This is a genomic window from Pseudomonas sp. 14P_8.1_Bac3, from assembly GCF_025466085.1.
Lineage (GTDB): Bacteria > Pseudomonadota > Gammaproteobacteria > Pseudomonadales > Pseudomonadaceae > Aquipseudomonas.
Genome location: NZ_JANLOD010000015.1, coordinates 1 through 5,398 on the forward strand (window position 1 = coordinate 1; position 5,398 = coordinate 5,398).

At 60.9% G+C, this 5,398-nt stretch carries 4 protein-coding genes and 1 tRNA gene; 2 read left to right on the top strand and 3 right to left on the bottom strand.

The window, feature by feature from the left end; genetic code table 11:
• Positions 1 to 166 precede the first annotated feature (166 nt).
• Positions 167 to 457, top strand: coding sequence for a type II toxin-antitoxin system Phd/YefM family antitoxin (locus NTD84_RS05035; RefSeq protein ID WP_262163906.1), 291 nt, complete (start codon positions 167 to 169; stop codon positions 455 to 457).
• Between the two features lie 11 nt (positions 458 to 468).
• The gene (locus tag NTD84_RS05040) at positions 469 to 756 is read left to right on the top strand and encodes a type II toxin-antitoxin system RelE family toxin (RefSeq protein ID WP_262163907.1); all 288 of its coding nucleotides are present in this window, start codon (positions 469 to 471) and stop codon (positions 754 to 756) included.
• A gap of 207 nt (positions 757 to 963) precedes the next feature.
• On the opposite strand, the gene NTD84_RS05045 is transcribed toward NTD84_RS05040, so the two are convergent.
• The 3 genes from NTD84_RS05045 to NTD84_RS05055 form a co-directional block, all read right to left on the bottom strand.
• Complete coding sequence (locus tag NTD84_RS05045) at positions 964 to 2,259, bottom strand: virulence factor family protein (RefSeq protein ID WP_262163908.1); 1,296 nt, start codon at positions 2,257 to 2,259, stop codon at positions 964 to 966.
• Complete coding sequence (mprF, locus tag NTD84_RS05050; RefSeq protein WP_262163909.1) at positions 2,259 to 4,901, bottom strand: bifunctional lysylphosphatidylglycerol flippase/synthetase MprF; 2,643 nt, start codon at positions 4,899 to 4,901, stop codon at positions 2,259 to 2,261. The genes NTD84_RS05045 and mprF overlap by 1 nt, the downstream gene beginning before the upstream one ends.
• Positions 4,902 to 5,179: 278 nt before the next feature.
• A tRNA-Met gene (locus NTD84_RS05055) sits at positions 5,180 to 5,256 on the bottom strand.
• Between the last annotated feature and the right edge of the window lie 142 nt (positions 5,257 to 5,398).

Sequence of the window (5,398 nt, forward strand, 5' to 3'; positions counted from 1 at the left end):
CACTGTTCCAATCCAGCGAAGAACTCTGTGGGAGCGTCCAAACCAGCACCCACAGGAAAAATTGTGGTGCTCATCTTTTTTTGCAGCTTGCGAGATGTGATATTCAACGCAATACTCTGCGCAGAGTATTGCGTTCAATTGTGCATAAATGTGTAGAGAGGTGAGTATGACAGCACTACTAGAGCGTGCTGACCAGGCGATATCAGTGACTGCAATGGTCAGAGGTTTCAGTGCGAGGCTAAAGGAAATATCCAGTCGCGCCACTGAGCGCTTGGTCATTTTTAAAGACAACCAACCGGCCGCGGTCATCATCAACGTCGATGCGTATCAGGAACTGCTCGACGAGCTCGATGACTTGCGGATTGAAGCGGCCGCCAGGGAACGACTGGCCGGTTTCGACACCACCCAGGCAGTCAGCCATGACGCTATGCGGGCGCGATACGCCAGGAAGGACTAAAGGAGCGGTGGATGGTTTGGTGCGTTATTTATCATCCCGAAGTCCAGAAGGATCTGGATCTGCTGGGAGCCGTTGCGGCGAATCGCATTCTCGATGTTATCGAGGATCGGATTATCAACGGCGAGCCGGACAAGAGCGGCAAAGCCCTGAGAGCCAGCCTTGCTGGCTGTAGAAGAATTCGGACCGGCGATACGCGAATTGTTTATCGGGTCGATGGAAAGGCGATACAGGTGTTGATCGTCGCCGTCGGCGCCCGAAGGGATGAAGAGGTCTACGGCGCCGCAAAGCGCCGCCTCTGACGAGTAAGGCCCCTGTTGCCCGTGCGGCAGCGGGGGTTTTTGTGTCTTTGAGGGAGTGAAGGGGTGACGAATTGACGCGATAACTATAGGAGCGAGCAGGCTCGCGATGGTCTTGAACGATCACGCGGAGCATCAGGTGCCCCGCGTCGTTCTCTGGTTTTTCGCGAGCCTGCTCGCTCCTACAGGTGAGATGTGGCCAGGATTCACTTACTCCTGAGCCGCCTCTTGCTTCGCCTGCCGCTTCTCGATTACATCCACCAGCCGCTGGGCCAGTTTCGGGTAGTTCTCGTCGAAGTGGTGGCCGCCGGGCAGTTTGATCGCTTCGCCCACGGCGGTTTTGTCGGTGCAGCCGCTTTCGTCGATTTCCTCTTCACCGAAGATGCACACTACTTTTTCCGGTGGCAGCTTGGCCATTTCCGGGCCGGTGGCGGCTTCTTTGCCGGCGTTGCCGAGCCAGCCTTCGACTTCGATTTCGAAGCTGCCGGTGCGGGCGAAGGCCAGCAGGATGATGGCGTCGACGCGTTGCTGTTCCGAGGCTTCCAGACGGTTGTAGATGGCTGGCAAGACGTCGGCACCGAACGAGTAACCGGTCAGGATGAAGCGCTTGGTGCCCCATTTCTGCCGGTAGTGCTGCATCAGTTCGGCGAGGTCCAGGGCACTTTGCTCCGGACTTTTGTGCTGCCAGTAGTAGCGCAGGGTGTCGATGCCGACCACCGGGTAGCCGATCTTGGCCATTTCGCCGGCGACGTCGCGGTCGAGGTCGCGCCAGCCGCCATCGCCGGAGAGGAACAGGGTCACGGTATCCTTGGCCTGGCCGGCCGGCACTTCGACCACGGGAATCTGCAGACCGCCAGCGGCTTTGTCGCCGCCGACGAGGATCTTGCGCAGTTCGTTGTTCAGCACTTGCGGCAGGTTGATGTCGTAGTCGCTGATGCTGGTTTCGGCGTTGGGTTGGTCGCGCACAAAGCCTGCGCTGGCGTCGTCCGGGTTGTCGTTCCACGCCACCAGCCAGTGGCCATGAGCAGCGCTTTTCGGAAACAGGTGCGTGCAGCCACCCTTTTCCAGCGCCAGGTCGACCGACACGGCCTGGGCCTTGTCGTTCTTCTGCTCGGCCAGCCAGCGCCAGGCCAGCACGGCGCCTGGGCCGATGCCGCTCACCAGGGTCGCCGGGCCTTTCAATTCTCGCAGGCCCGATTGCAGGGCACGACTTTGCAGCAGGCAGTCTTTCGGCAGGATCACTTGAACGATCTGCGCCGAGCCGGTGCGGCTCAGGGTCATCAACTGCTTGTCGCTGAGCTTCTGCTCGTCGGTCACCGCCACCAGCACCTGCGCGCGCGGGGTATTGCCGGGAATGACGCGGGTCATCGCGGCGCCATCGGCCGGTGTCAGCTGTTCGAGGGTCGGTTCCGGCGCCGGGCGTTTGAGGTACCAGTAACCGCCACCGAGAATCAGGGCAAGCACGACCAGTGTGCCCAGTACATACCGCAAGGAGCGTTGAATCATCAGCGTTTCACCAATCCAGTCAAGCCGCCCGCAATCAGGGCAGCAGTGTCGGCCAGGGCTACCAGCGGATCAAGTCCGGCGGGCACGGCCATATAACGGGGTTCCCAGTCAGGCTGGAACTTGTCTTTGAAGCGGCGCAAGCCTTGGAAGTTGTAGAGCTGCTCACCACGGCGGAACACCATCGAGCCCAGACGCTGAGTCAGTGGCGCGCCGCGCCGGGGTTGCAACCCCGACAGCGGCACCATGCCCAGGCTGAAACGCGCGTATCCATGATTTTTATAATGTTGAATCAAGCCGACCATCATGAACTCCATGGTCAGCTTCGGGGCGTCGGGGTGCGCGCGCATCAGGTCGAGGCTGGCCAGGTCATGGCCGTAGGTCTCGAGCAAATTGGCGAACGCCACGGGGCGCCCTTCGAAACGAATCACCGCAATGCGGAAATGCTTGAGGTAATCATCGCTGAAACGGCCAAGGGAGAAACCTTTTTCGCGCACGTTCTTGCCGGTCAGCCACGCATCGGAAATCACCTTGAGCTCATCCATCGGCGCATGCCCCGGCTCATGGATCTCCAGCGACAGGCCGTCACGGGTGCCGCGGTTCCAGGTGTAGCGCAGGTCTTTCATCTCTTTGCCCTTGGCGTCGAGATCAAAGCGCTGCAGGTCGACCCGGGCTTCTTCGCCGAGCTTGATCGCGGTCAGGCCGATGTCCATGTAGTACGGCAGGTTTTCCGCTCGGACTTGATAGAACACAGGGCGGGCGTGGTGGATGTCGCAGAGGTCGCGGAACTGCCAGATCATTTCCGCCCGTTGCTGCGTCGGGCCGATCGGGTCGTACAACGCCACCAGGCTGCGCCCACGGCGCGCGTACATCAGGAACGCCTCGTCGTTGGGGTGGAACAGCAACGCCTTGTCACCGGTCAGGGCCAAGCCACCGTCCGGTTGCGCGGAGGCCATCAGGATCTTTACCGCGCGGTCCAGCTCATCTGGCGTCGGCAAGTGAATCACCGGTCGCGCAGTGCGCAACAGCCAGGTCAGGGACACGACCACCAGCAGCACGGCGGCACCGAGCAATGAGCGCAAGCCGCGGGGGGCATCGGCATCGAGGGTGAACTGCCACCAGAGTTGATGGCTGTACGGCACGTCCTGATAGGCGAACAGCAGCAGCCAGATCGACGCGCCGAGCACGCACAGGCTCGACACTAGGTACAACGGCGAAAACGGCAGTTCGGTCAAACGGCTCGGGCGATAGAACGAGCGGCGGAAGACCCCGAGCAGGCTCGCGGTCACGGTCATCAACGAGGCTTCTTCCCAGTCGAAGCCTTTGAGCAGCGAGAGCGCGGCACCCACCAGCAACAGAATGGTGGTCAGCATCCAGGCGGCGGACAGGCGCCGACGCAGGCCCTGTGCCAGCAACAGGCAGAGCACGCCGACCAGGCTGGCGCCGAAGTGCGAGGCGTCGACCAGTCGATGGGGGATCAGGAAGCCTATGTGTTCCAGGCGCGTGTCGATTTCCGGGGTCACGCCGGAGAACAGCAGTACCACGCCGGACAGGAATACCAGCACTGCCAGGATCGGCGCGGCCAGGCCGGACGCCGCGCGCAATGATTGACGCGTCTGAAACAGGCGCTGACCCTCGTTGATCAACAGCAGCAGACAGGCTACCAACAATGGCAGCACCACATAGATCAGGCGATAGAGCAGCAGGGCGGCCGCCAGCGGCGCAGCGCCGAGTTTGTCGGCGAAGGCGGCCAGCAGAATCGCTTCGAAGACGCCGACGCCTCCGGGAACATGACTGAGCACGCCTGCGGCCAACGCCAGCAGGTACACCAGCAGGAAGGCACCGAACGGCGGCGCTTCCGGCAGCAACAGATACAGCACGGTCGCGGCGGCGGCCACGTCCAGGGCGGTAATGATCAGTTGCAGGAAGGTCAGACGGCGGCCCGGCAGGCGCAAGGTGCGACGACCGGCCTTGACCAGCAGGTTGTCCGGATAAGGTTGCTCCGGCAAGCGTCGGCGATAGATACCGATGGCTAATACGCTGAACAACAACAGTACGACGGCGGCAATCGCCCCCAGCAGTGTCTCGGAAAGACCCAGGGCGGCGGAGGCGGCAGGCAGGTTGCTGAGCGTCGCGAGGGCGGCCAGCGGGGGCAGGGCGCAGCCAAGGGAGAGGCTGGCGAACAGCGTCATGTGCGCGACTTCGGAGGCGCCCAGACCATGACGTGCATATAAACGGTAGCGAACCGAACCCCCCGACAGCATCGACAGACCGATGGCGTTGCCGATGGCGAACGCGGTGAACCCGCCCAGGGCCAGAATCCGCGGTGCCAGGGTGACGCCGGCATAGCGGCTGGCCGACCATTCGTAACCGAGCAAAATGATGAAGCCCACCACGGTCGCCGCGAGAGCACCCAGCAGTGCCGGTTTCGGCACTTCAAGAATGGAGTCGTGCAGAGCGTACAGATCGAGTTCGCTCAGCAGATGGCGACAGGCAATCAGCGCGATCGCGAACAACAGCAGGGTGACCGCCAGCCCGATGGGCTGGCGATACTTGCTGACCAGATCAAGCAGGCGCAAACGCTCGGCCTTGATAGGTTGTGTCGCTGTGACGGTGTCCTGTGGATCAGACGAGTTGGCGCGCATCAATCACCTCTTGGATTGTGCGCGACAGGATGGAGGTATCCAGCCAAGTTACCAATCCCTGTAGAAAAAAATAATCACAAATATTAACGCCTCTCACCCGTTGTGGGCGATGGCATGTCATCCGTCGTGGCAGGTTCTGTCTGCGCTTCAGCATAGTCTGATCTCAGCGCTGTGTGGCCGCGAAACGATTCATTACAGAGTGACAGGTCATTGTTGCGAAAGGACTTTTTCAACAGATACAAAAAAGGCCACTCTTTCGAGTAGCCTTTTTTGATGTTTGGTTGCGGGAGCCGGATTTGAACCGACGACCTTCGGGTTATGAGCCCGACGAGCTACCAGACTGCTCCATCCCGCGTCTGTGTGGCGGCATTCTACAGGCGAACGACAGCGTGTCAACCGTTAATCAGGTGCGGGGTCAAATAAGCGGCAAACGGTCACAGGGGATCGCTAAGTTTCGGAATCGGAACGATTTCTCGTCCGCGCGCAAAAAACACACG